This window comes from Streptomyces katrae (genome assembly GCF_000966975.1).
Taxonomy (GTDB): Bacteria; Actinomycetota; Actinomycetes; order Streptomycetales; family Streptomycetaceae; genus Streptomyces; species Streptomyces katrae.
The window spans coordinates 1-1,848 of record NZ_JZWV01000812.1 but is presented as its reverse complement, the minus strand read 5'-3'; the positions used below and the strand labels follow the sequence as shown (position 1 = coordinate 1,848).

The window sequence follows — 1,848 nt, the reverse complement described above, 5'->3', positions numbered from 1 at the left end:
CGTTCTCGTAGCCGTAGTTGTTCTCGACGACGATGCTGTTGCCCCAGGTGATCAGGGAGTTGTCGGTGGTCGAGGCGCCGGAGCCGAAGACGGGCACCTTGCAGACCAGCCGCCGGTCGGCGGGGACGTCGGCACCCCGCCGGTAGACCAGGACGTTCATCCGGTCGTCGGCGTTGTCGGTGATGGCGACGTAGCCGTTGCCGAAGAGGTCCGGGGTGGTGCCCGAACCCTGGTTCACGGAGCCGGGCTTGGTCCCGGTCCCGCGGTCGTACGTCTGGCGCCACAGCGCCTCGGGGGTGCCGTCCGCGCCGGCGTGGAAGCTGTAGAGGGCGTGGTCGCTGACGATGGAGACACCGTCCTCGGCGACCGAGAAGGAGTTCTGGATCTCCTCGCCCTCCAGCCGGATGGAGCGGATGCGCGAGGTCTGCGGGTCCACGGTGCCGACGCGGCCCTGGCGGGTGACCCACCAGATGAGGCCGTTCCAGTCGGGCATGACCGAGGTGACGGGGTCGCAGGTGCCGCTGGGCCACAGGTTGGTCCAGCTGACGCAGTCGTGCGGGACCTGGCCGGTGAGGTCCCAGTCGCCGTCGACGGTGAACCTCCAGCTCCCGTCGGGGTTCTGGGAGTGGGCCAGGCGCAGGACGTGCTGGCGGGAGTCGGCCAGTACCGCGCGGTCCTGGTCGTCCAGGTAGAAGTAGGCGCCGCCGGAGGTGTCCTTGAAGATCTTCGAGAAGTCGAGCGAGGTGATCGCCTCGACCGTCGAGGAGCGCTGCGGGAGCTTGTGTTCCGCAAGCGTGGCGAGCGTACGGGGCTCCAGGAGCTTGACCTCGAAGCCGGAGAAGGTGCCGCAGACCGTGACGAGGCGGCCGCCCGCGTCGAAGGTGGCGGTGGCGCACTCCCCGCCGAGCGCGGCGATCTTCTCGCTGGTGACCCGCGGGTTCCTGCCGAGCGGCCCGGACCAGGGCGAGGTGGCGCTGCCGCCGGCGTCGGAGTGCATGCCGCTGCGGCCGTTGGGCGCGAGGAAGGGGTGCTGCGGCGGGGCCTCGCCCCGCAGCGGGGCGGCGGCCGCGGGGGCGCCGTCGTAGTGGCTGACCAGGCGGTGGCCGGGGGCCTGGGGGATCTGGTCGGCGTGGGCCGGGGCGGTCCCCGCCAGTACCGTCAGGGCGGCGATGGCGGGGACCGCAGCGCAGTTCAGCGTTCTTCGGAACATCCGGGCTTCCTCCCTCTCGTCCAGTGTTGTTGACATCACGTCTGACATCGCGCCGCCGCCAGACGGTAGATCGCACTGCCCGAGGAGTCCATGGACGGGCGGGATGATTCACACGGGCGCAACACTTGATCAACTCCGGTTGATGTCACCCCAGTTCGCCGTGCTGTCGCACCAGCGGCCGAGCAGCACCGGATCGTGTCCGACGGCCAGCAGACCGGCTCCGGTCTCCCTCCGGTACTCCTCCACCACGCCGACGAGGGCGGCCGTGGTGGAGGCGTCGAGCATCGCGGTCATCTCGTCGCACACCAGCCAGCGCGGCCGCAGCACCAGCGCCCGGGCCAGACAGGCGCGCTGCAGCTGGCCGTCGCTGACCTCGTGGGGGCGCCGGGCGAGGAGGTCCGCCCCGAGGCCGACCCGGCCGGCGAGGGCGTCCACCGCCGCGTCCGCCTCGTTACGACGGCCCGTGGCGCGGAGTGGTTCCGCGACGAGGTCGCGCAGCCTGAGGCGGGGGTCCGCCGAGAGCCGGGGCTGCTGGAAGACCACACCGACGCTCGTGCGCAGGGAGCGCGGGGCCCGGTGCCGGAAGCCGGTCACCGCGCGGCCGTCGAGGACCACCGTCCCCCGGTCGGGCCGGTGCA

2 protein-coding genes are annotated in these 1,848 nt (G+C 72.0%); both read right to left on the bottom strand.

What is annotated here, in order from left to right; translation table 11 throughout:
* The coding region (locus VR44_RS27185) for a hypothetical protein (protein WP_045950252.1) at nucleotides 1-1,210 on the bottom strand (1,210 nt) is incomplete at its 3' end.
* Nucleotides 1,211-1,339: 129 nt separating this feature from the next.
* The coding region (locus tag VR44_RS27180; RefSeq protein ID WP_045950251.1) for an ABC transporter ATP-binding protein at nucleotides 1,340-1,848 on the bottom strand (509 nt) is incomplete at its 5' end.